Annotated in this window: 23 protein-coding genes; 13 read left to right on the forward strand and 10 right to left on the reverse strand. The window is 63.3% G+C overall.

The features are described from left to right. Window positions 1-15: 15 nt before the first annotated feature. The gene (locus tag GOW72_RS10040; protein ID WP_170366729.1) at window positions 16-1,182 is read right to left on the reverse strand and encodes a pyridoxal phosphate-dependent aminotransferase; all 1,167 of its coding nucleotides are present in this window, start codon (window positions 1,180-1,182) and stop codon (window positions 16-18) included. Window positions 1,183-1,280: 98 nt separating this feature from the next. Here GOW72_RS10040 and GOW72_RS10045 point away from each other — a divergent pair, with 98 nt between their 5' ends. Then, the gene (locus GOW72_RS10045; protein WP_170366730.1) at window positions 1,281-2,165 is read left to right on the forward strand and encodes a LysR substrate-binding domain-containing protein; all 885 of its coding nucleotides are present in this window, start codon (window positions 1,281-1,283) and stop codon (window positions 2,163-2,165) included. Between the two features lie 101 nt (window positions 2,166-2,266). Here GOW72_RS10045 and GOW72_RS10050 read toward each other — a convergent pair whose 3' ends face one another. The 3 genes from GOW72_RS10050 to GOW72_RS10060 form a co-directional block, all read right to left on the reverse strand. Beyond that, window positions 2,267-3,424, reverse strand: a complete 1,158-nt coding sequence (locus GOW72_RS10050) for an acyl-CoA dehydrogenase family protein (protein ID WP_170337679.1) — start codon at window positions 3,422-3,424, stop codon at window positions 2,267-2,269. Between the two features lie 108 nt (window positions 3,425-3,532). After that, window positions 3,533-4,324, reverse strand: coding sequence for a TIGR03084 family metal-binding protein (locus GOW72_RS10055; protein WP_170366731.1), 792 nt, complete (start codon window positions 4,322-4,324; stop codon window positions 3,533-3,535). A gap of 47 nt (window positions 4,325-4,371) precedes the next feature. Next, a complete protein-coding gene (locus GOW72_RS10060; RefSeq protein ID WP_170366732.1) occupies window positions 4,372-4,935 on the reverse strand; it encodes a TetR/AcrR family transcriptional regulator in 564 nt (187 codons plus the stop codon). 304 nt (window positions 4,936-5,239) lie between these two features. On the opposite strand from GOW72_RS10060, the gene GOW72_RS10065 reads away from it, so the two are divergent. The 3 genes from GOW72_RS10065 to GOW72_RS10075 are packed head-to-tail and all read left to right on the forward strand — an operon-like array spanning window position 5,240 to window position 6,628. Further along, window positions 5,240-5,704: a nuclear transport factor 2 family protein gene (locus GOW72_RS10065; protein WP_170366733.1), complete on the forward strand. Its 465-nt coding sequence runs from the start codon at window positions 5,240-5,242 to the stop codon at window positions 5,702-5,704. 13 nt (window positions 5,705-5,717) lie between these two features. Further along, window positions 5,718-6,332, forward strand: coding sequence for a pyridoxamine 5'-phosphate oxidase family protein (locus tag GOW72_RS10070; RefSeq protein WP_170366734.1), 615 nt, complete (start codon window positions 5,718-5,720; stop codon window positions 6,330-6,332). 47 nt (window positions 6,333-6,379) lie between these two features. Then, window positions 6,380-6,628 (forward strand): hypothetical protein, encoded by a 249-nt coding sequence (locus GOW72_RS10075; protein ID WP_174819685.1) that lies wholly within the window; start codon window positions 6,380-6,382, stop codon window positions 6,626-6,628. Window positions 6,629-6,679: 51 nt separating this feature from the next. On the opposite strand, the gene GOW72_RS10080 is transcribed toward GOW72_RS10075, so the two are convergent. Beyond that, window positions 6,680-7,354: a TetR/AcrR family transcriptional regulator gene (locus GOW72_RS10080; protein ID WP_170366735.1), complete on the reverse strand. Its 675-nt coding sequence runs from the start codon at window positions 7,352-7,354 to the stop codon at window positions 6,680-6,682. Between the two features lie 64 nt (window positions 7,355-7,418). Between GOW72_RS10080 and GOW72_RS10085 the strand changes: the two genes are divergently transcribed. The 6 genes from GOW72_RS10085 to GOW72_RS10110 all read left to right on the forward strand — a co-directional run bounded on the left by GOW72_RS10085 (window position 7,419) and on the right by GOW72_RS10110 (window position 15,492). Further along, window positions 7,419-8,735 carry a flavin-containing monooxygenase gene (locus GOW72_RS10085; RefSeq protein ID WP_170366736.1) on the forward strand — a complete coding sequence of 439 codons (1,317 nt, stop codon included), beginning with the start codon at window positions 7,419-7,421 and terminating at the stop codon, window positions 8,733-8,735. After that, the gene (locus GOW72_RS10090) at window positions 8,732-9,634 is read left to right on the forward strand and encodes a bile acid:sodium symporter family protein (RefSeq protein WP_170366737.1); all 903 of its coding nucleotides are present in this window, start codon (window positions 8,732-8,734) and stop codon (window positions 9,632-9,634) included. The genes GOW72_RS10085 and GOW72_RS10090 overlap by 4 nt, the downstream gene beginning before the upstream one ends. After that, a complete protein-coding gene (locus GOW72_RS10095) occupies window positions 9,631-10,563 on the forward strand; it encodes an SDR family oxidoreductase (RefSeq protein ID WP_170366738.1) in 933 nt (310 codons plus the stop codon). The genes GOW72_RS10090 and GOW72_RS10095 overlap by 4 nt, the downstream gene beginning before the upstream one ends. Next, window positions 10,560-11,318 carry an SDR family NAD(P)-dependent oxidoreductase gene (locus tag GOW72_RS10100; protein WP_170366739.1) on the forward strand — a complete coding sequence of 253 codons (759 nt, stop codon included), beginning with the start codon at window positions 10,560-10,562 and terminating at the stop codon, window positions 11,316-11,318. The genes GOW72_RS10095 and GOW72_RS10100 overlap by 4 nt, the downstream gene beginning before the upstream one ends. Before the next feature lie 133 nt (window positions 11,319-11,451). Beyond that, the gene (locus tag GOW72_RS10105; RefSeq protein WP_170366740.1) at window positions 11,452-12,324 is read left to right on the forward strand and encodes an NAD(P)-dependent oxidoreductase; all 873 of its coding nucleotides are present in this window, start codon (window positions 11,452-11,454) and stop codon (window positions 12,322-12,324) included. Window positions 12,325-12,426: 102 nt separating this feature from the next. Next, a complete protein-coding gene (locus tag GOW72_RS10110) occupies window positions 12,427-15,492 on the forward strand; it encodes an aminotransferase class III-fold pyridoxal phosphate-dependent enzyme (protein ID WP_170366741.1) in 3,066 nt (1,021 codons plus the stop codon). A 43-nt stretch (window positions 15,493-15,535) separates the two neighbouring features. Here the strand turns inward: GOW72_RS10110 and GOW72_RS10115 are convergent, their stop codons facing one another. Both GOW72_RS10115 and hemP read right to left on the reverse strand, forming a co-directional pair. Next, window positions 15,536-16,012 carry a hypothetical protein gene (locus GOW72_RS10115; RefSeq protein ID WP_170366742.1) on the reverse strand — a complete coding sequence of 159 codons (477 nt, stop codon included), beginning with the start codon at window positions 16,010-16,012 and terminating at the stop codon, window positions 15,536-15,538. Further along, the gene (gene hemP / locus GOW72_RS10120) at window positions 16,009-16,176 is read right to left on the reverse strand and encodes a hemin uptake protein HemP (RefSeq protein WP_005978533.1); all 168 of its coding nucleotides are present in this window, start codon (window positions 16,174-16,176) and stop codon (window positions 16,009-16,011) included. Before hemP ends, GOW72_RS10115 begins: the two co-directional genes overlap by 4 nt. A 220-nt stretch (window positions 16,177-16,396) precedes the next feature. Here hemP and gph point away from each other — a divergent pair, with 220 nt between their 5' ends. Next, window positions 16,397-17,071, forward strand: coding sequence for a phosphoglycolate phosphatase (gph, locus tag GOW72_RS10125; protein ID WP_170366743.1), 675 nt, complete (start codon window positions 16,397-16,399; stop codon window positions 17,069-17,071). A gap of 221 nt (window positions 17,072-17,292) precedes the next feature. Here gph and GOW72_RS10130 read toward each other — a convergent pair whose 3' ends face one another. Next, entirely contained in the window at window positions 17,293-18,540 is a 1,248-nt protein-coding gene (locus GOW72_RS10130; protein WP_170366744.1) for an acetate/propionate family kinase, read from the reverse strand. Next, a complete protein-coding gene (locus GOW72_RS10135; protein WP_170366745.1) occupies window positions 18,537-19,925 on the reverse strand; it encodes a bifunctional enoyl-CoA hydratase/phosphate acetyltransferase in 1,389 nt (462 codons plus the stop codon). Before GOW72_RS10135 ends, GOW72_RS10130 begins: the two co-directional genes overlap by 4 nt. A 398-nt stretch (window positions 19,926-20,323) precedes the next feature. On the opposite strand from GOW72_RS10135, the gene GOW72_RS10140 reads away from it, so the two are divergent. Then, window positions 20,324-21,514, forward strand: a complete 1,191-nt coding sequence (locus tag GOW72_RS10140) for an APC family permease (RefSeq protein ID WP_170366746.1) — start codon at window positions 20,324-20,326, stop codon at window positions 21,512-21,514. A 44-nt stretch (window positions 21,515-21,558) separates the two neighbouring features. On the opposite strand, the gene GOW72_RS10145 is transcribed toward GOW72_RS10140, so the two are convergent. Beyond that, window positions 21,559-23,154: a GMC family oxidoreductase gene (locus GOW72_RS10145; RefSeq protein WP_170366747.1), complete on the reverse strand. Its 1,596-nt coding sequence runs from the start codon at window positions 23,152-23,154 to the stop codon at window positions 21,559-21,561. Between the two features lie 108 nt (window positions 23,155-23,262). On the opposite strand from GOW72_RS10145, the gene GOW72_RS10150 reads away from it, so the two are divergent. Next, on the forward strand, window positions 23,263-24,501 hold the full coding sequence (locus GOW72_RS10150; protein ID WP_170366748.1) for a TRAP transporter substrate-binding protein: 1,239 nt from the start codon (window positions 23,263-23,265) through the stop codon (window positions 24,499-24,501). Window positions 24,502-24,559: the final 58 nt, after the last annotated feature.

Consider the following 24,559-nt stretch of genomic DNA (forward strand, 5'->3'; position numbering starts at 1 on the left):
GGTTCCCCGGTCAGGTCAGAGTTTGGCCGTGGCGTCGGCAATCCGGCGCAGGCCTTGGGTCAGGCTATCGGTGTCATAGGCAAAGGAAAGCCGAAAATGCCCCGGCATGCCGAAGGCCCGCCCCGGCACCACCGCGATGCCCGCCTGATCCAGCAGATGACGGCAGAACTCGGGGTCCGACGGCATCGCGGCAGGCGTCTGCGGAAAGACGTAGAAGGCGCCGCAGGGCACTGGGCAGTCCAAACCGGCGGCCTTCAGGCCATCCACGACCAGATCGCGGCGCGCACGCATCGCCTCGCGGCGTTCGGCCAACAGATCCTGCGGGCCGGTCAGCGCGGCCTGCGCTGCCGCCTGCGCGATGGAACAGGCACCCGAGGTGATCTGCCCCTGTACCGCCGCCATCGCCTTGATCAGCGGCGCGGGGCCGATGCCCCAGCCGATGCGCCAGCCGGTCATCGAATAGGCCTTGGACACGCCATTCACCGTCAGCGTGCGGTCTGCCAGCGCCAGAACCGCCTGGGTAAAGGGCGTGAAGGGCACGTATGCGAGGTGCTGATAGATCTCATCCGAGATCACCCAAACCTGAGGGTGCCGCTCCAACACCGCGCCCAGCGCCTGCAATTCGGCCTCAGAGTAAACCGCTCCGGTCGGGTTCGACGGCGTGTTCAGCAGCAGCCAGCGGGTGCGCGGGGTGATCGCGGCCTCCAGCTGTTCTGGGGTCAGCTTGAAGCCCTGTTCGCGCGGACAATCCAGCACGACCGGCACACCGCCCGCCAGTTTCACCATGTCGGCATAGCTGGTCCAGAAAGGCGCGGTGGTGATGACCTCATCGCCCGAGTCGAGCGTCGCGAGGAACGCGCCGGCCAGCACCTGCTTGGCCCCGGTCGAGACGATGACCTGCGCCGGCTCGACCCCGGCCTGTTCCGCGATGGCGGCACGCAGGGCCGGCGTTCCGGCGGTGGCGGGGTATCGGGTCTGCCCGTCCAGCGCCGCCTTGTGGGCGGCCTCGACCACGTGCGGCGGCGTGGGAAAGTCGGGCTCACCGGTGCTGAGCGCGATCACGTCCACACCCTGCGCACGCAACTGCGCGGCCCGTTCCGAGATTTGGACGATCTCGGACAATTCGATCCCGTCGAGTCTCCCTGCCCGCCGAAATCCGCTCGAACTGTTCTGAATGGTCATGATCGCCCCGCTGCACTTTTCTACCGCCGCGCCTTTTTGCTATTGGATTGGGGGATCCACCAGTGATATTCCCTCCAGAAGCCATGAGGAAAAGTCATATGCTGGCACCGCGTCGATTTCTGCCGTCCATTTCTTCCCTGTTGGCGCTCGAAGCCGTCGACCGCCTGGGCAGCGCCTCAGCAGCTGCCGATGAACTCTCGCTCACCCAAAGCGCAGTCAGTCGCCAGTTGAAGGCCGTCGAAGAACAACTGGGCGTCGCGCTGATCCAGCGCGACCAAATGCGCCTGCAGCTCACACCCGCTGGCAAGGAATACGTGGAAACCGCCCGAACAGCGCTGCAGCAACTGGCGCAGGCCTCACTGAAGCTGAAGGCCAACCCTTCCGGCGGTTCTTTGCAACTGTCGATCCTGCCCGCCTTCGGTATGCACTGGCTGGCGCCACGGCTTCAGGATTTCGCGCAACGCCACCCCGAAGTGACGATGAACCTCAGCACACGGCTCAAGCCATTCGACTTCGGCACCGAACCCTTCGACGCAGCCATCCACTTCGGCCAGCGCGACTGGGCCGGGGTGAACTATCTGCCGATCATGTGCGAAGAGGTTCTGCCGGTCTGCGCGCCAGCCCTGCTGCCAGCCGAAGCCCCGAACGCTGAATGGCTGGTCGACGCACCACTGCTGCATCTGGATACCCGGCCCGATGCGTGGGAACGCTGGTTCGCCGCGCAAAGCACCCCTGTCGAGGGCGTCCGAGGCATGCTGTTCGACCAGTTCTCGACCATGATCCAGGCTACGATCCATGGGTTGGGCGTAGCACTGCTGCCCAGCTACCTGATTTCAGCCGAGCTCGAGGCCGGCCGGTTGGTTCCGGCCTGTGCAGCTCCGCCGGTCAGCCTGGGCGACTACTATCTTGTCTGGCCGCAAAATCGCACGGAACCGGCCCCGCTTGTCTCGTTCCGCGCATGGCTGCAGGGGCAGCTGCCTTAGCCGATCCGCCTCCGCCGCGGCCGAGCATCGCTCGGGCGCGGCCGGGCCCAACCGGAGGAGGCGGCCCGCAAGGGCCGTTGACGACGGGCGGGAGCGCCCGGTCAGACGTCGATCGAGCGGGCGATGAGTTCCTTCATCACCTCGTTGGTGCCGCCATAGATCATCTGCACCCGCGCATCCGCGTAAAGCCGCGCGATCGGGTATTCCATCATGAATCCATAGCCACCGAACAGCTGCAGGCATTCATGCATGATCTCGTTTTGCACCTCGGACCCCCAGTATTTCACCATCGAGGCGGTGGCCGCATCCAGCTGCCCGGCCTCCAGCTTGGCGATGCAGTCATTGACGAAGCTGCGCAGCACCTCGGCCTTGGTCTTGCATTCCGCCAGCTTGAAGCGGGTGTTCTGGAAATCCATCACCCGTTGGCCGAACGCCTTGCGCTCTTGGGTGTATTTCACCGTTTCAGCGATGGCGAAGTCGATCGCGCCCAGCGCCATGATGCCAATTGTCAGACGTTCCCACGGAAGTTGCTTCATCAACTGATAGAAGCCCTGCCCTTCCTCGGAGCCCAGAAGGTTGGTCATCGGCACCTTGACGTCCTCGAAGAACAGCTCGGCCGTGTCATTGGCCTTCATGCCCAACTTCTTGAGGTTGCGCCCCCGGCGGAAGCCCTCGGCCCCCTCGGTCTCGACCGCGATCAGCGACACGCCCTTGGAACCCAGCGACTTGTCGGTCTTGGCGGCCACGATGATCAGGTCGGCGGTCTGGCCATTGGTGATGAAGATCTTGGACCCGTTCATCCGGTAGGAATTGCCATCCTTCTCGGCGGTGGTGCGGATCGCCTGAACGTCCGAGCCTGTGCCCGGTTCGGTCATGGCCAGCGCGCCGACCATCTCGCCGGAGGCCAACTTGGGCAGCCATTTGCTCTTTTGATCCTCGCTGCCATAAGCGGTGATGTAGTGGGTCACGATCGACTGGATGCCATAGCCCCAGCCCGCATCCCCCCGCGAGGTCTGCTCATAGATCGTGACCGCGTCAAAACCCATGCCGCCACCGACACCGCCGAATTCCTCGGGGATGGCCCCGGCCATCAGCCCGGTTTCCCCGGCCTTCCGCCAGAAATCACGATCGACCACGCCCTGCTCGGCCCAGGCTTCGATGTTGGGCACCAGTTCATCATCCATGAACCGTCCGGCCATTTCGGCAAACATGCGGTGTTCGTCAGTGACCCAAGGGGCGGTCGAAGTAAAAAGGGACATGATTGGTTCTCCGGAATTCTGTTGGCGAAAAGGGTAGCTTTCGCCGCCGATTCCGCCAATCCGGGTGACGCCGCGTCGGTTTGCGCTGCTACGCAACGTCCTTTGGCGTCAATGCCCTACGCGGTGCCGGGCGCCGGGCGGCGGCGGCGATTCCGGGGCGCCGGCGAAACACTGGGCGATGGCCATCCACTCCTGCGCGACCGACCCCTGCACCGACAGGCCGGTGTCCGCCACGTTTCGGGTCTGGGTCACCACGCGGGCGAAGTCGACGGCCAGCCCTTCGATCAGGTCGGCACCGGGCGCGCCGAATTCCCACAGCGCTCCCGACGGCGCGGTCAGGCGCAGATGGGGTGCCACCGGAGGAACCGGGCGGCCATGCACCGTGAAGGTCCAGCCAAAGGTGTTCACGCCCAGCACGACGATGTTGCGGATCCGGTCGGTCTCGGGCCGGGTCAGGCCAAGAATGTCGAATACCTCCTGCCCATGCGCCCAAGCCTCCATCTGCCGGGCGGTCATCGAGGACCGCACTGACATGTCCGGCCCCACCCATTTGACCCGCGACTTGGGGTCCAGCCCCGACCAGTCGCGGCCCATTCGGCTGCATAGATCAGACCATGCGGCGTGCAGATCATGTCCACGCTCAGTGATTGCAGCGTTTTCCATGGCGCGAAAGCCCTCGGCCTGAATGCGCGGCATCACCTGCTGCACCCTTGCATCGAACGCATTCGGGTCGCGCTGTGACAGGTCGGCCATCTGGTTCCAGAAATGCAGGTGCACCAGCACATCGTCGATCGTCCAGTCTTTGAACTGGGTCACGATCTGCCAGTCCGCGGCATCCAGCCCCGTCAGTGCGTCATCAAGAACCTGACATTCTTCCAGAAAATCCGAAGCCTGCTGCATACGCCCCCCTTTTACCTGCTTCGGGAACTAAAGCGGGTTTTCAATGGTCAAGCCAGCGCGTTTTTCAGCAAGACGGCAGCCGCCTCTTTCGCATCGCGCGCCGGATCGCAGTTGTGCAGCAGCACGGCGGTGACGATCGCACCCTCTTTCAACAGCAGCAGCTGGCAGGCCAGCTTTTCCGGGTCCTGCGCGCCGGCCTTGCGACACAGGTCGGTGAAATATTCCAGCAGCAGGCGCTTGTGCTCTCCGGCCTGCACATGGATCGGGTGGTCGGGGTCTTGGTACTCGGCCCCCGCCTTGATGAACATGCAGCCGCGAAAGTTATCCTCGCGGAACCATTCGCCCAGCGCATCGAACGCGGCCAGCAGTTGATCGGCGGGGGTGTCGGCCAGTTCCTCGATCCGGCGCACGAACCAGTTGCGGAAATTCTCGTCCCGCAGGCGCAGCACCGCCAGGATCAGCTCTTCCTTGGTGCGGAAATGCTTGTACATCGAGGTCTTGGACACGCCGGTTTCGACCACCAGCCGGTCCATTCCGGTGGCGTGAAACCCGTCGCGGTAAAACACCTGCAGTGCTTTTCGGACCAGCTCATCCCGTTTGTTCGGACGCATGATTCGGCTCCTCCATGTACAGATCAGTACATAATACCTTTGCCGCGCAGGTGCAATTCACACCGGTGAAGCCACTGTTTTTAGGTATTATTTTCCATGACGGAGGCCAGAACGAAAAACTTTTTTTGACCCAAGGGTTGAAATAGTTGACCGATCTGTACACTTTCTCAGCACAGTTTATTGATCTGTACACCCAAAGGATTTGACCGATGCGACGCCGCGCCAGCCCATTTCCCGCAAGCTATGTTCCCTTCCTTCTGACCGTGGCCCTACTGGCCGCCACCCTCGCCTGAAGGCCCTGACCATGCCGCGCCCTCCCCTGCCCCCGTTCACGACGCAGACCGCCATCGAAAAGGTTCGCAAGGCCGAAGACGCCTGGAACAGCCGCAACCCCGACATCGTGACCCCGGCCTATACCGAGGACAGCCAGTGGCGGAACCGGTCCGAGTTCCTGACCGGCCACGCCCAGATCCACGCCTTTCTGACCCGCAAATGGCGCACGGAACTGGACTATCGCCTGATCAAGGAGCTGTGGGCCTGTGACGGGAACCGCATCGCGGTGCGCTATGCCTATGAGTGGCATGACGACAGCGACCAGTGGTTCCGCTCCTACGGTAACGAGAACTGGGAGTTCGCCGCCGATGGTCGGATGGCCCAGCGACATACGTCCTTGAACGATCTGCCGATCACCGACGCCCAGCGCCTGTTTCACTGGCCCCTGGGGCCACGGCCCGCCGACCATCCCGGCCTGTCCGATCTGAACCTGTGAAAGGAGGCACCCCATGCCCCGCGCCTTTTCCGAACTGACCTTCACTCCCGCCGTCCGCGCCCATCAAGAGCGGATGGGGTCCGCCGCCTCCTACGCCAAGTTCATCGACGGCGGCCCGCAGCAGGGTCACCTGATCGGCCCCACCGAGCAGGCCTTCATCGAGGCGCGCGACGGGTTCTATCAATCCACCGTGTCCGAGACCGGATGGCCCTATGTCCAGTATCGCGGCGGCCCGGCGGGGTTTCTGAAGGTGCTGGACGACCGGACCATCGGCTATGCCGATTTCACGGGCAACAAACAGTATATCTCGCGCGGGAATCTGGACGACAATGACCGGATCGCGCTGATCCTTATGGACTATGCCAACCAGCGCAGGCTCAAGATCCTGGGCCGCGTGGACTTTCGCGAAGGGGCCGAGGCCGCGCGCGACCTTTTCCCTGACGCGGCCGAGGCCGAACGCGCGGCGATCATCCATGTCGCGGCGCTGGACTGGAACTGCCCGCGCCACATCACCCCTCGCTTCACCGAGGCCGAGCTGCGCCCGCATCTGAACGCGCTTGGCCGCCAATTGGCCCAGCTGCAGGCCGAGAACGACCAACTGAAGCAGGCCCTGGCCCGAAAGGCCTGAGCCACCCCCAAGACCCCGAACCCGTCAGCAACAGGAGTATCAATGCCATGCTACGCGCGATTACCAACACCCTCGCCACCCTGACCGCCGGATCGGTCTTTGCCGTTTCGGTCGTGACCGTCGGCTTCTACCTCTCGCCCGAGGCCGTGCGCGCCGCCGAGCCCGACCCGTTTCAGACCCAGTTCCGGGCACAGACCATCGAAGCGATGCAGAGCGCTTATCCCGTGCTCACCCCCTACACAGAATCCAAGGCGCAACCAAAGCCCGAGTCTTCACCCAAGCTGCCGACAAACTGACAATTGAGGACCGAGATCTTGAATCCCCGCGCGTCTCGGGCACCGCCCGCGCTATCGACTGAGCCGAGCGCGGCCCGAGTGCACCATTGCCTCGATCCCCGCGGCGCAGAATTCGACCAATTGGTCGATCCCGGACAGATCACCCCCCTGTGACAGTGCCTGCACCCGCCAGGCGCTGTTGAGATGCGCCAGCATCGCTGAGACCGAATAGACCTGGCCAGTGGCCAAAAGCGCCGGGTCGGCCTGCGGATACAGTGCGGCGATCTCACGGATGAAGAGCTGAGCGGTGGGGTCGAAACACTCGGCCGCAATATGGCGCCAGCGCGGATCGACCGACACATGCGCCACCAGCCGCCCGTAGGCCATCCAGCCCGGGCCGCCGGATTCGGCAAGACTGACATAGGGGCGGATGAAACAGTCCAGAATGCCCCGCAAGGTCAGCGGGCCCTGCGTGCGCCGTTCCTCCAGCGCCTGCATCCGGATCCGGGCAAGCGCGTCGGCTCGGCGTGCGACGGTCTGGAAGAACAGCTCTTCCTTGCCGCCGCCATGGTGGTGGACCAAACCCACCTGCACCCCGGCGCGCGTGGCGATGTCGCGGATCGAGGCGCCCTCGAATCCCCGTTCGGCAAACAGCGCCTCGGCCGCGTCCAAAATCCGCGCCTTAGTTTCCAGCGACCGGGCCGACGGCGCCCTTTGCCTTTGTTTTTCAATGTATTTCGCGCTCATGTTTTTCATCTTGCCTTATTTTGGACGATCGTTCAAGTTAAGCGCCACGAGCAGGGGAGGGTTCATGACACAAGCGCGCAAGGCATATGCCTTGATCGGCGCAGGTCCGATGGGGCTGGCGGCGGCCAAGGTGCTGAAGGAACAGGGCATCCCGTTCCAGGGGTTCGAGCTGCATTCCGATGTGGGCGGGTTGTGGGATATCGATGCGCCACGGTCGACCATGTACGAATCCGCGCATCTGATCTCATCCAAGTCGATGACCGAATTTGCCGATTTCCCGATGGGCGACGACGTGGCCGAATACCCCTCGCACCGGCAGATGCGCGACTATTTTCGGGCCTTTGCCGATCATTTCGGACTGCGCGATCACTACAGGTTCAATGCCGAGGTGATCGACGCGTCGCCGCTGGGTGCGCCGGGCGATGGTTGGCGGCTGACCTGGCGGGACGACCAAGGCACGCATAGCGGTGAGTTTGCCGGGGTGCTGATCGCGAACGGTACCCTGTCGGAGCCCAACATGCCCGATTTTCCCGGCAAGTTCGACGGCGAGTTGATCCACGCCTCGCAGTACCGCTATCCCAGCCAGTTCGACGGCAAGCGGGTGCTGGTCGTGGGCGCGGGCAATTCCGGGTGCGACATTGCGGTGGACGCCATCCATCACGCCGCGCAGTGCGACCTTTCGATGCGGCGCGGATACTATTTCGTGCCGAAATACGTCTTTGGCAAACCCGCCGACACGCTGGGCGGGATGATCCGCCTGCCGATGTGGCTAAAGCGCCGGATCGACGGGATGATCCTGCGCTGGTTCGTGGGCGACCCGCAGAAATACGGCTTTCCCAAGCCCGACTACAAACTGTACGAAAGCCACCCGGTGGTGAATTCACTGGTGCTCTATCACGCGGGCCACGGCGATCTGCGCATTCGCCCCGATATCGACCGGATCGAGGGCCGCACCGTTCACTTCAAGGACGGCAGCGCCAGCGACTATGACATGATTCTGGCCGCGACCGGGTACAAGCTGCATTACCCGTTCATCGACCCGAACCTGCTGAACTGGCAGGGCGACGCGCCGCATCTGTACCTGAACGCCATGCATCCCGAACGCGACGATCTGTTCGTTCTGGGCATGATCGAGGCCACCGGGCTGGGCTGGCAAGGACGCCACGAGCAGGCCGAAATGGTGGCGCGCTATATCAAAGGTCTTCAGTCCGGCTGCCCCGTGGCCGCGGCGCTGAAGGCGGAGAAACAAAAAGACTATCGGCGCGCCACCGGAGGCATGCAGTACCTGAACCTGCCCCGCATGGCCTATTACGTCGACAAGGCGACCTATCGCAAGGCGGTGACGGACTGGATCGCGCGGTTCCGGAAAGCCCGCGCATGACCGGAATCGACGAGATCACGCTGAATTTCAGCCCCGGCTCGCTGACCCTGCTGAACGCGATTCTGGCGATCGTGATGTTCTCGATCGCCATCGACCTGTCACCACGCGACTTCGACCGGCTGCGGCGCGCGCCCAAGCCGGTGTTAGTGGGACTGGCCTCGCAATTCCTGGTGTTGCCGGCGCTGACCTTCCTGCTGGTCTGGCTGACCGAGCCGCGCCCGTCGATCGCCTTGGGGCTGATCCTGGTGGCGGCCTGTCCGGGGGGCAATATCTCGAATTTCATCACCCATCGGGCGGGCGGAAACGCGGCGCTTTCGGTATCTATGACCGCCTTCGCCACCATCGGGGCCATCGTGATGACCCCGTTCAACATCGCGCTGTGGGGCGGGCTGTACCCGCCGACCCGCGCCATTCTGCAGCAGACCCAGATCGACCCGGTGCAAATCGCCATCATCGTCGGACTGATGCTGATCCTGCCGCTGGTTCTGGGGGTGACCCTGAACCAGAAGCGCCCCGCCCTGACGGCGCGGCTGCGCGGGCCGCTGCAGATCCTGTCCATGGCCATTTTCGTGGCTTTCATCGTGCTCGCCCTGGCGGCCAACTGGAGTTTCTTCCTAGGTTACGCCGGGGCGGTCGCCGGGCTTGTGATCGCTCACAACGCACTGGCACTGGGGGGCGGTTGGGTTGTGGCCACTATGACCCGGCTGTCCCCCTTTGACCGGCGTGCAGTCACGATCGAGACCGGCATCCAGAATTCGGGCCTAGGGCTGGTGCTGATCTTCGCCTTTTTCAACGGCTTGGGCGGGATGGCCGTGGTGGCCGCCTTCTGGGGGATCTGGCATGCCATCTCGGGGCTGGCGCTGGCGCAGCTGATGGCCCGGACCAAGGCTGCCCGATGACCCGCATCCTGATCACCGGCGCCGCAGGGCTGGTGGGCCGCGCCCTGCTGGACGAGCTGAGCGACCATCAGGTGTTTGCCACCGACCTGCGCCGCCCCGCGACGCTGCCGGACGAGGTTCCGTTTCTGCGCATGGATGTCACCACGGGCGACCCCGCCCGGGTGATCGCCAAGGTGAAGCCCGAGTTGATCGTGCATCTGGCCTCGATCGTCACGCCGCCGCCGGGGATGTCGCGGGCCGAGGCCCATGCGGTGGATGTGGGCGGCACGCGCAAGGTGGTCGATGCCGCGCTGGCCCATGGCGTACGGCGGCTGGTCATCACCTCGTCGGGAGCGGCCTATGGCTATCACGCGGACAACCCGGTGCCGCTGCGCGAAACCGATCCGGTGCGCGGCAACCCCGAGTTTCCCTATTCCGACCACAAGCGGCAGGTCGAGGAATTGCTGGCCGAGGCCCGAACCGCCGCGCCGCAGCTGGAGCAGGTGGTGCTGCGGGTGGGCACGGTGCTGGGCGACGGCACCGACAACCAGATCACCGCCCTGTTCCGCAAACCCCGCCTGCTGGCGGTGGCGGGCAGCGACAGCCCCTTCGTGTTCATCTGGACCCGCGATCTGGCCCGCATCCTGAAACGCGCAGCCACCGATGGGCCGCCCGGGGTGTACAACGTGGCCGGGGACGGCGCGCTGGGCGTCGACGATCTGGCTCGCGCGCTGGACAAACCCGTGCTGCGCCTGCCGGCGTGGGCGCTCAAGGCGGCGCTGGCCGTGGCCCGCCCTCTGGGCCTGTCGCGCTATGGACCTGAACAGGTGCGGTTCCTGCAATACCGACCGGTTCTGGACAATACGGCGCTGAAGACCGTGTTCGGCTATGTCCCGCAGAAGACCAGCGCCGAGGTGTTCGACCTTTGGAAAAGGAGTGTGGGCCTATGAAAACCGCAGTGATCTCGGGCGGGGCCGGCGGGCTGGGTCAGGCGCTCTCGGCCGCGCTGCAAGAGCGTGGATGGCGCGTGGTCCTGCTGGATCTGAAGGTGGATGGGGTGCAGGACACCGCTACGCAGATGGCGATTGCCTGCGATCTGACCGATCCGGCGCAACTGGCGCGTGCCGTGAACGATACGCTTGCGCATTGCGGCAGCATCGATCTGGTCGTCTACAACGCCGGGATCACCCAGATCTGCGGGTTCGATCAGTCCGACGACACCAGCCACCGCAAGGTGTTCGAGATCAACTATTTCTCGGCCGTCTCGATGGCCCGCGCCTTTCTGCCCGCGCTGCGCCGGTCGCGCGGGGCGCATCTGGCGATCTCGTCGGTGGCGGGATTTGCGCCCCTGTATCACCGCACGGCCTATGCGGCCTCGAAACACGCGCTGGAAGGTTTCTTCAAATCACTGCGGTCCGAAGAACGGCCCCATGGCGTGCGGGTGCATATCGCGGCGCCCTCATTCGTGGCGACCAACCCGGGCCGGGCCGAGCGGCAGCCCGATGGCACCGCACGCCCCGGATCGGCCAGCGACGGCATGGACGAGATGACCCCCGAGGCGGCCGCCCGCGTGATCCTGCAAGGGCTGGATCGCGGGCGGCCCGTCATCCCGGTGGGCCGGGTGGCGCGGCTGGCCTGGTGGCTGAACCGGCTGGCCCCACGCCTGTACCAACGCCTGATGGAGCGCAATATCAGCGGCGCGTGACGCGCGGCCATTATTTGCGGCCTGTCTCCCGGTGCGGGGTTGCCCTTTGGGCGCGGCTTTGCTTTGTCTCTGGCAAGCATTCCGGCCAGTGGGCGTTTTCTGCCTTGGACCGGTCACAGGGAGGATCTCGAAAATGGCGAAAGTTGCATTCCTTGGCCTGGGCGTCATGGGCTATCCAATGGCCGGTCATCTGCAGGCGGCTGGGCATGAGGTGACCGTCTACAACCGCACCGCGGCCAAGGCGGAGAAATGGGTATCGCAGCATGGTGGCCAGATGGCGACCACGCCGCGCGGTGCCGCCGAGGGGGCCGAATTCGTGATGGCCTGCGTCGGCAACGACGACGATCTGCGAATGGTCTGCACAGGCGAGGACGGCGCGTTCCAAGGCATGGCAGAAGGGTCAGTTTTCGTTGACCACACCACCGTTTCGGCCAAAGTCACGCGCGAGCTGTACGCGGCGGCCAAGGCGCGCGGGATCTCTTTTGTCGATGCGCCGATCTCGGGCGGCCAAGCCGGGGCCGAGAACGGGGTTCTGTCGATCATGTGCGGCGGCGATCAGGCCGCCTATGACCGGGCCGAGCCGGTGATGCAGGTCTATGCCAAGATCTGCCGCCGCATCGGGGACAGCGGCGCGGGCCAGATGACCAAGATGTGCAACCAGATCGCCATCGCAGGGCTGGTCCAAGGCCTGAGCGAAGCGCTGCATTTCGCCGAGAAGGCAGGGCTGGACGGGCGCGCGGTGGTCGAGGTGATCAGCCAGGGGGCCGCCGGCAGCTGGCAGATGTCGAACCGGTATGAGACCATGCTGGACGACCATTTCGACCACGGCTTTGCGGTGGACTGGATGCGCAAGGACCTTGGCATCTGCCTGGACACGGCGGACGAGACCGGGGCATCGCTGCCGGTGACCGCGCTGGTCGATCAGTTCTACAAGGATGTGCAGAAGATGGGCGGCGGCCGCTGGGACACCTCGTCGTTGATCAAGCGCCTGCGGGCCATGGGGTAAACGGGGGGCTGTCTGCCCCCCATCGCGCCAAGGCGCGATTCCCCCCGAGGATATTTTCGGCCAGATGAAGAGGGCCCCGGCGCGCGCGGGGCGGAAGTTCGAATGAATGATGTCAGTGAGTTTTGGGCGGCCGCGCTGCGGCGGGTCTGGGGGCTGGACGCCCGGCTCTCGCGGTTGGATGGCGAGTATGACCTGAATTTCCTGGTGCAAGCCACCAATGGGCAGGATTATGTTCTGAAGGTCATGCGGGCCGGGTGTGACCCGCAATTGGTGGAACTGCAGATCAAAGCGTTGGAGGATATCGCGGCCGAGGCCCCGGGGCTACCGTTTCCCAAGGTCATCCCCGGTCTGGACGGCGGTTTGCTGCTGCAGATCGACGACGACGCGGGACGGCCTCGTCTGGCGTGGGTGTTGGAAAGGCTGCCGGGCCGGTGCTATGCCAAGACGGTGCCGAAATCCGAGGACCTGATCCTGAAACTGGGCCGGGTATTGGGGGCGACCGATCGGGCGCTGGAGCGGTTTTCGCATCCCGGCCTGGAGCGGCCGGAGTTCAAATGGGACCTGACCCAGGCCGGCTGGATCGCTGACAAGCTGGATGCGGTTGCCGACCCCGATCGCGCGGCCCTTCTGCGCGAGATTTGTGCACAGTTCGATGCCGTCGCGGACATGCTGGCCGAGCTGCCTCGGCAGGCCATCCACAATGACGTGAATGACTACAACATCCTGGTCGAAGGAGAGCTGTCGGAGCGCCGGCAGGTTTCGGGCCTCATCGATTTGGGCGACATGTGCGCCGCGCCGCGGGTGTGCGAACTGGCGATCGCTGGGGCGTATGTGGTGCTGGATTACCCCCGCCCTGAACGGGCACTGGCCGCGCTGGTGCGGGGCTATCACGCCGCAAACCGGCTGCGCCCGCAGGAAGTGGACCTGATCTGGCCTCTACTGCGGATGCGGCTGGCAGTGTCGGTCGTCAACTCCACGCTGATGGCCGCAGAAAACCCGGACGACCCGTATGTGACGATCAGCCAGGCACCGGCCTGGCGCTTTCTGGAGGACGCATCGGTCAATGGCAAGATGATGCCCGCGCGGCTGCGGGCGGCCTGCGGGCTGCACGTCACCGACGGGGCCGAGCGCATACACGCATACTTGGCCGAGCATCGTGGTCAGTTTGCGCAGCTGTTGGGGCAGGATCTGGCGGACGTTCCGATGGGTTCGCTGTCGGTCGAAAATTCGACCTGGCCGCAGAACCCGTTTCACATGCCGCTGGACGAGGCCGCGCGGGTTGGCGCGGAGTTCGGTGCGGGCCCGTGGCTGGGCTATTACAACGAACCGCGCTTGATCTATGCCGAGCCTGCGTTCCGCAAGGGTCCGTGGAAGGCGTCGGACCGGCGCACGGTGCATTTGGCGGTGGATGTGTTCGCGCCGGCGGGGACGCCTTTGATGGCGCCGCTGAGCGGGCGGGTCGAGGCGGTCGAGAACCGGGCGAACCATCTGGACTATGGCGGCGTGGTAATCCTGCATCACGAAACCCCCGAAGGTGACGCGTTCTATACGCTGTACGGGCATCTGGACCCTGAGGTCTGTGACCGGCTGAAACCGGGCGATCCGGTGGCGCAGGGGGCGACATTCGCCCGGCTGGGCGATGCTGGCCAGAACGGCGGCTGGGCACCGCATGTGCATTTCCAGCTGGCCCTGACCACGGCCGGCATGCAGGCCGACTGGCCCGGCGTCGCCGACCCGGACGAGCTGGACCTGTGGCATGCGGTCTGCCCGAACCCGGCGGCCCTGCTGAACCTGCCGGACGAGAAGGTCTTTTATCGCCCGACCGACAAGGCCGAGATCCTGAGCAAACGGCGGGCGCATTTCGGCGGCAACCTGAGCCTGACCTATGACGACCCGGTGATGCTGGTGCGTGGGTGGAAACATCACCTATTCGACGAATGGGGGCGGCCCTATCTGGATGCCTACAACAACGTGCCGCATGTGGGGCACGCGCATCCGCGCATTCAGGCCGTGGCGGCGGATCAGCTGAAGCGGATGAATTCGAACACCCGATATCTGCATCCGGCGCAGATCGAGTTTGCCGACAAGCTGCTGTCGAAACTGCCCGATCACCTGCAGGTGTGCTTCTTCGTCAACTCGGGCACCGAGGCCAACGAACTGGCCCTGCGCCTGGCGCGGACGCATAGCGGGGCCAAGGGCATGGTGACGCCCGATCACGGCTATCACGGCAACACCAACGCGGCGGTGGCCATTTCCGCCTATAAATTCAACAAGCCCGGCGGCGTGGGCCAGGCCGATTGGGTCGAACTGGTCGAGGTGGCCGACGATTATCGCGGCCGGTTCAAACGTGACGACCCCGACCGCGCGCAGAAATATGCCGACCTCGTGGACGACGCGATTGCAGCCCTGCAGCGCAAGGGGCATGGGGTGGCCGGATTCATCGCCGAGACCTTCCCCTCGGTCGGGGGTCAGATCATCCCGCCAAAAGGCTATCTGCCAGCGGTTTACCAAAAGATCCGCGCCGCCGGCGGCGTCTGCATCGCCGACGAGGTGCAGACGGGCCTGGGCCGGCTGGGCGAGTACTATTTCGGCTTCGAACATCAGGGCGCGTCCCCTGATATCGTGGTTCTGGGCAAACCCATCGGCAACGGCCACCCCCTGGGCGTGCTGGTCACCACGCGCGATATCGCCGACAGTTTCGACAACGGGATCGAGTTCTTCTCGACCTTCGGCGGCTCGACCCTGTCCTGCCGGATCGGCAAAGAGGTGCTGGACATCGTCGATTACGAGGGCCTGCAGGAGAATGCCCGCGTGATGGGCGCACGGCTGATGGATGGTCTGCGCGCGATCGAAGCCGAGTTCGCCTGTGTGGGCGACGTGCGGGGCATGGGCCTGTTTCTGGGGGTCGAACTGATCAACCCCGACGGCTCGGAAGGCACCGAGATCTGCCGATACGTCAAGAACCGGATGCGCGACCACCGCATCCTGATCGGCAGCGAGGGGCCGAAGGACAACATCCTGAAGATCCGCCCGCCTTTGACCATCGAGGCCGAAGATGTGGACATGATCCTGTGGGCCCTGCGGTCTGTGTTGGCCGAGGTGGGCGACTATGCCCCTGCCCCGGTGTGCGACCACAGCCATCACCATGACGGGTGCGGCTGCTGCTGAGAAACGCCCCGGCCGAATTCGGCCAGGGCACTGAACCGCGCTGTCAGTGCAGCACGGCCGAGGGGGTCTGATGGCCGGTGGTCGGCAGTGGAACGGCGGAGGTCATGCGCCGCAGGGCCAGCCCGAACTCTTCGGACAGTGACGCCAGCGCGGGCGCGAAATCGGGGCGTACGATCAAGGCGGCCAGCATCATCGCATCCTCGCGCGCCCCTTCCGAGGCCGCGGCGATCATCTGCGCGAAACAGCTTTCGTCCGCGCCCAGACAGGCGCAGCCCAGCCCGTGCCGGATCAAGGGGCGGCGGGCGTGATGGGCGCACAGGCTGCACAGACGATCCAGCGCCAGCATGGCCAGCTGCCCATGATCGACGCCCAGCGCGATGTCGAAGTCATGTGCGGCGTCGGCTCGGCCGGCGGCCCCGTCACTCCACATCCGCAGGTACATGACGGCACCGGCCTCGATCGGGGTCAGATCGGCCAGCCGTCCGACCGGGGCGCCGCCCCGGGTCGATGCGCCGCTCATTTTGTCAGGATCAATTTACCCGCGCGGGTGATGCGCAGGGTATACAGCTGGTCGCCCAGTTCGATATGGGCCAGGTTGCCGCCCTGCGTCAGGTCCTCGGCCTTGTGGGCCGGCAGCATCGAAACGGCATAGGCTTGGGTCGGATTCGGGTTCTGCGCGTTCATCGGGTCATCTCCGGTTGTGTTCAGGCAAAGCGCCTTTTCCGTTCAACTTTCATGGATCTGGCTGGCCCGGAACCGGGTTGGCTGCGTGTCTTCATGCTTAATCTGATAAAAATACTAAGGTATGTCAAGTGCCGGTTTCCTGCTATTCGCACACCGAACCATTGCGCCCTTGCGGCAGGCCCGTTAGGCCGGGTCTCGGCACTTAGAGACGGGAGCGGAGATGACGGCGGCAATCGTGTTTGATCTGGATGGCACGCTGGTGGACAGCCTGGCCGACATTGCGGCAGCAGCGAACCGGATGCTGGCCGATCAGGGCTATGCGCCCCTGCCCGAAGAAACGATCCGGGGATTCGTCGGCAATGGTCTGCCAAAACTGGTTGAGCGCGTGATCCTCCACTGCGGACTGAGCATTGAGCGCCATTCCGAACTGACACAGGTCACGCTGAACCATTACAGCCAGGCATCAAGTGCGATCACCAGGCCTTATCCAGGTGTCAAAGACGCTCTGCGACGACTGCGGGCTGCAAATATCGCGCTAGGGGTCTGCACCAACAAACCGGAAGCGCCCGCGCAGCATATCCTTGAGGTTCTGGATCTGGCGCAGTTCTTCGACGTGGTGATCGGCGGAGATACAGTGAAATCCCGCAAACCCGACCCCGCCCACCTGACCGCCACGTTCGAGGCACTGGGCACAAACGACGCGCGGGTCTTTGTGGGCGACAGCGAAGTGGACGCAGAAACCGCCCAACGTGCCCAAGTCCCATTTATTCTGTATTCGGAAGGGTATCGAAAGTCGCCGGTCTCGGAACTTCCCCATTTGGCCAGCTTCGACGACTTTGCGCGCCTCCCTGACCTGGCAATGCGCATCACGGGCTTATCTGGTACCGGGCTCTAAGGCTTTGGCTGTCAAGGGATTCAACTTTTTTGGGGGTTTTTGAGGGGCCGGCTGAGGGGGTAGGTAGCCAGCCCCTCTTCGGGGAAAGTGGTAGGCCAAGTTTGACCTTGGTTGATCAGACAATAGCCCAGCCCACCTATGCCCGAAATTGGGGTTTTCCCGTAGAGAGCCATTTTTTCGAAAAATTCGCCGAAAATCCTTCGCTGACGTCCAGCGCCTGATCACTCAGGCCCCGAACCATCGGCCGGGGGCGGCGCGGCTGGGCTCGCTTTGTCCAATAGCGTCTCGTACATGTGCGGATAGACGAAACGAGCAGCCGCACGGGCGATCACCAGTTCCTCGTTGGTGGGGATGACCATGACCTGAACCCGGGACAGCGGTGTCGAGATGATCCGGGCGTGGTCCGTATTGGCATCATGGTCCAGTTCAATCCCCAACCACCCCATGTTGACGCAAATCCTTTCGCGCACTAGCGCAGAATTCTCGCCGATCCCACCCGTGAACACCACCGCATCCAGCCCGCCCAGCACAGCCGCAAGGGCACCGAGTTCACGCCGCGCACGGAAATTGAAATAGCTGATGGCCCGGCGCGCGCTGCCGCTGTCGGACTTTTCCAGCGTGCGCATGTCGCTGGACAGACCGGACAGACCCAGCAGACCGGATTTGCGATACAGAAGTTCGGTGATCTCATCCACGCTCATGCCCTTCTGGTCCATGAGGTAGAGGACGACACCGGGATCCAATTGGCCGCATCGGGTTCCCATAGGCAGACCGTCTATGGCCGAGAACCCCATGCTGGACCCGACCGAGCGGCCGTGGATCATACCGCACATCGACGCGCCGTTGCCCAGATGCGCCACGATGACCCGACCGCCATGCAGCAGCGGCGCGGTCTTGGCCAGATGGCCCGAGATGTATTCGTAGCTGAGGCCGTGAAACCCATAGCGGCGAACGCCCTTGTCATAATACTCGGTCGGCAAGGCAAACGTATCGTTGACCCAGGGGTGACTGCGGTGAAAGGCGGTGTCGAAACAGGCAACCTGCACCGCATCGGGGAACCGCTCGACCGAGGCACGAACGCCGCTGAGGTTATAAGGTTGATGCAATGGTGCGAAGGGCGAGAGTTTGTCCAGCGCCGCAAGACTTTCCGGCGTCAGCAAGATCGGGTGATCATGGTCAGGACCACCATGAACGATGCGGTGGCCGACGGCTGCAATATTGGCCGCGGGAAATTGCTGGACGATCAGGTCCAGAACATGGTTCAGGGCCTCGTGATGATCGGCAATCCCGTCTGCCACATCACCGCCCAACGTGCGGCCATCCGACGTTTTGGCGCGGATGGTCGCGCCCGCGGCGCCAATGCGGTCGACGATTCCGGTGCAGATTGCCACCGGGTCATCGGATGGCAACGAAAACAGCCCGAACTTCAGAGATGACGAGCCTGCGTTCAGCGTGATGACATGGCTCATGACCGCCCCCCGGCAATGCGGGCGGCGTGCAGGGCAGCCACGGCGCAGGATGCCAAACGCGCCTTGTCGTCATCCGCGCGGCTGTTCAGGATGATCGGCACCTTCGCCCCCAGAACCACCCCTGCCGCTTCGGCGTTGGCGATATATGTCAGCTGTTTGGCCAGCATGTTGCCCGCATCCAGGTTCGGAACCACAAGTATGTCGGCCTGTCCGGCCACTGGCGAGACGATCCCCTTGATCCGTGCTGCGGCCATGCTGACCGCATTGTCCATGGCCAGCGGACCGTCGACCAAGCCTCCTTTGATCTGGCCACGTTCAGCCATTTTGGACAGCAACGCCGCGTCGATCGAGGACCGAATGGCCGGGTTCACCGTCTCGACCGCCGACAGTACGCCGACCTTGGGCGTTTCCATCCCGATCGAGATCGCCAGATCAATCGCGTTCTGGGTAATGTCGATCTTGGTTTGCAGATCGGGCTCGATATTGATCGCGGCGTCGGTCACCAGCAGCGGGTGCGGTTGCCCGGGCACGTCCATGACGAAAACATGGGTAAAGCGCCGGCCCGCGCGCAATCCCTGATCCTTCCGCAATGCGGCCCTCAGCAGATCATCGGTGTGCAGATGCCCCTTCATCAGCGCCCCGGCCCGGCCTTCGACCACAAGGTCGACGGCGATGCGGGCGGCTTCGCTGTGCTCTTCCGCGGCGACAATCTCGAAACCATCCAGCTTTTCGCCCAGTTCCTGCGCCGCCTGCCCGATCAGGTCCGGGCGACCGACAAGTATCGGCTCAATGATCGTTTCCCGCGCAGCCAGGATCGCGCCGCCCAGCGAGTTCGGGTCCTCCGGCGCGACGACGGCGGTCGGGATGGGATCCAGCGGCCGGGATTTCTCCAGCAACGCGTCGAAGTGACGGTGCCGCTGAACGATCAGGCCGGGAACCTCGATTTCGCGGAACGACAGGGCGCGGTCCGGCGCTATTACCACGGCTTTGCCGCTGACGATGACCGCATCATCCCTGCATCGGGTGACGGTGGTATCCAGGACCACCTCGCGGTTTGCACGCTTTTCCGTGACGACCACACGCGCCAAAAGCTCGTCCCCGGCCATGGCACGGCCCACGAAGTCGAACTGTTGCGATTTGTAGAGCGTCCCGGCCCCGGGAAGGATGTTTCCCAGAACCGCCGAGATCAGCGCGCCCACGAACAGCGATGGCGCTACCGCTTCGGGCCGGTCGTCTCCGTCCCCGTCTTCATGGGCCAGGTGCAGCGGGTTGTGATTGCCCGAATTCGCGGCGAAGGCATAAAAGTCATCCTCGGTGCACAGACGCTTCAGTTCGGCCGTGTCCCCGATGTTGAGCTGATCGTAAGGTTTGTTGTGATACTGCATCTAGTTCAACCTGCGAATGCTGCGCGCCGAACGCGGCCATGGCTGGGCCGAGCGACCGGAGCTGTGTTGCCCGGAACCTGATGGATTACACGCGAAATGTCCAACTCATACCCCAGCACGTCACGTCATTTTGGCGCGCAGGAAGACCTTGCACGAGCGATGCAACAAGACGTTGACAGCCACCCGGTTTTTTTGACGCGCCCGCCATCTGGCTTGGGAAAAGGCGATGGAACGCGGCACAACCAAGCGCCAGAGTTGAACGGGATACCGCTGATTGGTAAATCTGAGCGACCTTGGATGCCGGTACACATACCATGATCGCCCCTCAGCGATTGAACCCCCACCAGCGGCGTCCCGACGAGCACTAGCGAGGCCGAACCGTTCCCTTGACGACCGAGTTGCAGAATACGTTGATCCTGTCCGCGGTCGTGGTGGTCTTGGCCATTCTGGTTTGGCCACGTGTCGCCAATTCCCGGATGTGGAGAGCCTCGATCACCCCGCTGGCGTCGATCATCGGCAGCGGGTTCCTTGTTCTTGGTCCAATCCTGGACGTCAGTTTTGGCGATCTGGCCCCGCTTGCCATGCTGGGCCTCTGCGCCGCGGCCTGGGGGTTTGGAAGCGCAATTCGATACAACATCCGCGACATTGCGCACAGATCCGACCGGGGTGCCGGTATCGAGCGGGCCGAAAGGGTCGCGTCGGCAAGCCTGTCTTTTGCCTACTTCATTTCGGTCGCCTACTACCTGAACCTGTTCGGCTCGTTTGGCGTGAGCTTGACCCAGGTGGATGACGCGTTTCATGCCCGCCTTGTGACCTCGGGCGTGCTTGTGCTGATCCTTTTCGTTGGCTGCACCCGGGGGTTTTCCGCGCTGGAACGGTTGGAGCAGATTTCAGTCGGCCTGAAACTGGCAATCATCGCCGGGCTGCTTGTCGGACTTGCCACGTATTTCGCCGAGCAATACAGCCACGATGCGCTTGTCTTTGACCCGCCGGCCGAGCGCGGCTCGCACGCGTTCATGTTGTTGGCGGGCCTGATCGTAACAGTGCAGGGATTTGAAACCTCGCGTTACCTCGGCCACGCCTATGATGCGGAAACCCGCATTCGCTCCATGCGGTGGGCCCAGTTGATCGCAAGCGCGGTTTACCTGATCTATATCGGCCTGTTGACCTATTCGGTCGAACCGGGCGGCTTGGTTCTGGACGAAACGGCGATCATTGACCTGATGCAGGTCGTCGCTCCGATACTGCCCGTTCTTCTGGTTATTGCGGCCCTGTCGGCCCAGTTCAGCGCCGCTGTCGCGGATACCAGCGGGTCCGGTGGACTGCTGTCCGAGATTTCAGGCGGGCGCGCCTCTGAACGGACCGCCTATACCGTTCTGGTCGGTGTCGGGTTGATACTGACCTGGACATCGAATGTCTTTGAAATCATCAGCTATGCGTCGCGCGCCTTTGCAGCCTATTACGCGCTGCAGGCCGGCATCGCGGCCCGGTCGGCGTCTCAGCAGAACCTGCCCTTCCGCGCGTTGGTGTTTGCACTGTTCTGCATTCTTGGCGCAGCAATCGCGGTATTCGGATTGCCCGTCGAATGACGCTCTGACCTTACCCAGCCAATAACTGGCCGACAGACTCTGTGTCAGCCGCGTCCCGCGATCAGATCGCTGGCCTTCTCACCGATCATGATGGCGGGCGCATTGGTGTTTCCGCTGACGATTTCCGGCATGATCGAGCAATCTGCAACGCGCAACCCCTCGATCCCTTTTACCTTCAAATCAGGTCCGACAACGGCCGCGTCGGTCGTACCCATCGCGCAGGTTCCGGTCGGATGATAGATCGACACTGAATTCGAACGCGCCCAGTCCAACGTCCCCTCATAGTCATCACAGGACAGATCCGCCGTCGGTCGGAACTCCTCGGAGATCTTTGAGGCCAACGGATTGTGGCGCGCAATATTGCGAGCGATGTTGACGCCAGCGACGATCGTTCGGCAATCGGTCTCTGTCGACAGATAATTCGGGATGATTTTGACATACCTGGCGGGGTCCGGTCCATCCAACCGCAACTCTCCACGGCTTTCCGGCCTGAGTTGGCAGACCGACATCGTGAAGGCCGAAAACGGGTGCACGCCTTCACCCGGGCTGTCCGCCGACCAGGGCTGGACGTGGAATTGGATGTCCGGGGTTTGAACATCGGGACGGGTCTTCATGAAACCGGTTGCCAGACTGGCCGCCATGGTCATGGGACCGGCCCGGAACAACGCGTATTTCAGCGCGATGCGGGCCTGGTTGAACAGGCTCCGCACTTCATCGTTCAGAGTCGGCTCGTTGCACTTGAATACCAGGCGCGCCTGCAGGTGGTCTTGCAGCCCCTTGCCGACGTTCGGCAAGGCGTGAACGGGCTCGATTCCGTTTGCCTTCAGATGATCCGGGTCACCAATGCCCGACAGCATCAGGATCTGCGGAGAGTTGATTGCCCCCCCGGACAGGATGACCTCGCGCCGGGCCTTCACCGTTTTGGTTTCACCCGACCGATCGCGGTAGACGACGCCTGTTGCGCGCTTGCCGTCCATGGCAACCCGCGTCACCAGCGCGCGGGTGATGATCGTCAGGTTCTGCCGGTTGCGGATGGGCTTGAGATAGGCGACGGCCGCACTGCAACGACGACCGTTGCGCGTGGTAAGCTGAAAATACCCGACGCCCTCTTGGTTGGCGCCGTTGTAGTCTGGATTGAACGGATAGCCTGCGGCCTGCGCCGCGGCGACCCAGGCATCGCAGATCGGGCGCTGTATGCGCATATTGGAGACGGACAGCGGGCCACCTACGCCGTGATACTCGTCCTCTCCGCGCTCTTGATCTTCGCTGCGCTTGAATAGCGGCAAAACATCGTCCCAGCCCCACCCGACGTTTCCCATCTGGCGCCAGCGGTCGTAATCCTCTTTCTGCCCGCGAACATAGAGAAGCCCGTTCAACGAGGACGACCCGCCCAATACTTTTCCGCGCGGCCAATCAATGGAACGCCCATTCAATCCCGGGTCAGGCTCGGTGCGATAACACCAATCGACCGAGGGGTTGTGCATGGTCTTGAAGTACCCGACCGGGATGTGAATCCACGGGTTGGTGTCTGGTCCGCCCGCCTCGATCAATGCAACTTTGGTTTGGGGGTCAGCACTAAGCCGATTGGCGATGACACATCCCGCAGAACCGGCACCGACAATCACATAGTCCACTTCCATGATCGGCTCCTCCCGAAGTTGCTAAAAAAACCCTATGCAAGATGCATGAATTAAGCTAGCATTTTTTGATACAAAACGTCTCAATAATTGCGAAACGGGAGGATAGCAATGGAGATCGGACGAAAGTTAAGTGGCATTTCACGGCGGGACTTTTTCCGCGTTGCCGGACGCTATGGCATGAGTTCCACTCTGCTGGCAGCGGGGGGTTTCGGTGGGGCCATGAGCCTTGCCAATCTCGCGCAGGCGGCTGAATCCACGTATGAAAAACGATTCTCGAAAGAGCCCAAGCATACGCTGAAATTCGGCGCGGCAGGTTTCAACACGCGCAACCTTCTCATCGAACGGGCCGGCGCCATCGAGTTCGCCCGCGACCTCGAAGAGCGCACGGACGGTGAGATTCGCATTGAGTTCATCGGCGACAACCAGATCTGCGGTCAGCTGAGCTGTGTCGAGAAAACCCAGCAGGGAATCGTGGACATTTACGCGGCCTCGACCCAGAACTCGGCCGGTGGCGCACCCTATCTGAACGTGTTGGACTATGCCTACATGTTCCCAAGCCGCGCGGCGCAGTATCATTTCTTCTACAGCCCCGCCAGCCAGCGGATCCTGCGCGAGCCGCTCGAAAAGCGCCACGGGTTGAAGTTCCTGTTCACCCACTGCGAATTGCGCGGGCTGCAGATGGGGTCGACCTTTGCGGACAAGCCCACCGTCACCAAACTGGAAGAGCTGTTTGGCACCAAGAACCGCGTGACCGGCACTCAGCTGGGTCGGATCGCGATGCAGCTGCTGAACCTGAACCCGGTTCCGGTGGCTTGGGAAGAAACGCTGGATGCGCTGAAGACCGGTCTGATCGATGGGGCCGAAACCTGGGCATCGGCGGTGGCCTACGCGAACATGGCACCGGTCGTTTCCCAGTCGGTCAACCTCAAGTTCTTCTGCGGTACCGAACACACGTCGATGTCGGCCAAGGTCTTCGACGGCCTGGGCGGCGAGCTGCAGGATGCGGTCATGGAATCGTCCTACTTCACGCAGGCCCTGATCCAGGGTGCAAACGAAGCCGCGCTGCTGAACACGGTCGGCTTCTCGGATCCGCAGCTGCCCAACACGATCTTCGCCGAGAACGGTGTGCGTGCGGCCTTCCTGCCGGACGACCAGATCAAGCTGGCCGAGGAAATGTGTGCCCCGAACTTCAACCCGGAACCCTGGGCGGAATGGCGCGAGCGCCTGAACAAATGGGCCGGCGGCATCGACACCTATCAGGAGATCTACGACATCGCGCGCGAGATCCCGGCAGACACCCTGCCGGAAAATGTCGAGCCGCGCCGTTGGTGGATGGGCCAAGCCTGATAAACTGATTTGAATCGGCCCCGCGTGGGCCGGTTCATCCGAAGACCGACTGGGAGGA

It is taken from the genome of Ruegeria arenilitoris, assembly GCF_013032855.1.
In the GTDB taxonomy this organism is placed as follows: Bacteria; Pseudomonadota; Alphaproteobacteria; order Rhodobacterales; family Rhodobacteraceae; genus Ruegeria; species Ruegeria arenilitoris.